Here is a 1,186-nt window from a genome sequence, read left to right as displayed (position 1 = left end):
AGGAAGATCTGCAAAAGTCCTGACATTACGTTGCTGCCGAGCTATCCTGGAAACAGAGCGGATTTGGTGAGGGGCAACATGATGACGCAGCTTGGTCTTGGTCTGGATTTGTCGACGAAGCGGACGCGCAAGCGGGAATTTCTCGATGAGATGCGACGCGTTGTGCCCTGGCTGAAGCTGATTGCGCTGATCGAACCGCACTATCCCACGGGCAAAACCGGTCGACCACCGTTCCCGGTTGCAACGATGCTGCAGATTCATTTCATGCAGCAATGGTTTGGTCTGTCGGACCCTGCTATGGAAGAAGCACTCTATGACGTGCCGCTTTATCGCGAGTTCGCGGGTCTCGACGGAGGCATGGTGCGACTGCCGGATGAAAGCACGATACTGCGGTTCCGCCATCTGCTCGAAACGCACGGGCTGGCGGCGCAAATGCTGTCGCTGGTCAATGAGATCCTGACGGAGAAAGGCCTGATGCTTAAGGCTGGATCGGCGGTTGACGCAACCCTGATTGCCGCGCCCAGTTCGACAAAGAACGGCTCTGGCACGCGGGATCCAGAAATGAAATCGACGCAGAAAGGTGGCAACTGGTACTTTGGGATGAAAATGCATATCGGCGTAGACGCCGACTCGGGCCTGGTTCATACAGTCATTGGAACGGCCGCCAACGTGCACGACATCACCGTCGCCGAAGCGTTGCTACACGGCGAAGAAACGGATGTGTACGCGGACGCTGGGTATCAGGGCATCGAAAAGCGTTGTGAGGCAGACGCGATTCGTTGGCATGTTGCAATGCGACCGGCAAAACGCAGGAAACTGGATCTGAATGATTCGCTGGATGCGATATACGATCAGATCGAACGCCTGAAGGCGGGTATTCGGGCGAAGGTCGAACACCCGTTTCGCATCCTCAAGCGGCAGTTCGGTTACACGAAGACCCGCTATCGTGGTTTGATGAAAAACACCGCCCAGATCACCACGCTGTTTGCTTTGGGCAATTTGTGGATGGCGCGCAGAGCTTTGCGCAAAGCTTGAAACACCGGGCCGATGAAGGCCACATGTCTGGTTGAAGCGCTCCGGCTTGCGGAAAAACCCAGGTGGTCAACTCACTAACAACGATCTGAGCGCCGAGGCTGCGCTGGATGTCAAAGGTAACGCTTCCAAAGCGGGTTGTGCAGACCTTCCT

1 protein-coding gene is annotated in these 1,186 nt (G+C 56.0%); it reads left to right on the top strand.

Annotated elements, in window-relative coordinates; all coding sequences use genetic code 11:
* Positions 1-81: 81 nt before the first annotated feature.
* On the top strand, positions 82-1,035 hold the full coding sequence (locus tag VOM14_RS31365) for an IS5 family transposase (protein ID WP_327632582.1): 954 nt from the start codon (positions 82-84) through the stop codon (positions 1,033-1,035).
* Positions 1,036-1,186 lie beyond the last annotated feature (151 nt).

It is taken from the genome of Paraburkholderia sp. MPAMCS5 (assembly GCF_036016995.1).
Lineage (GTDB): Bacteria > Pseudomonadota > Gammaproteobacteria > Burkholderiales > Burkholderiaceae > Paraburkholderia.
This window is presented reverse-complemented; position numbering and strand designations above follow the sequence as displayed.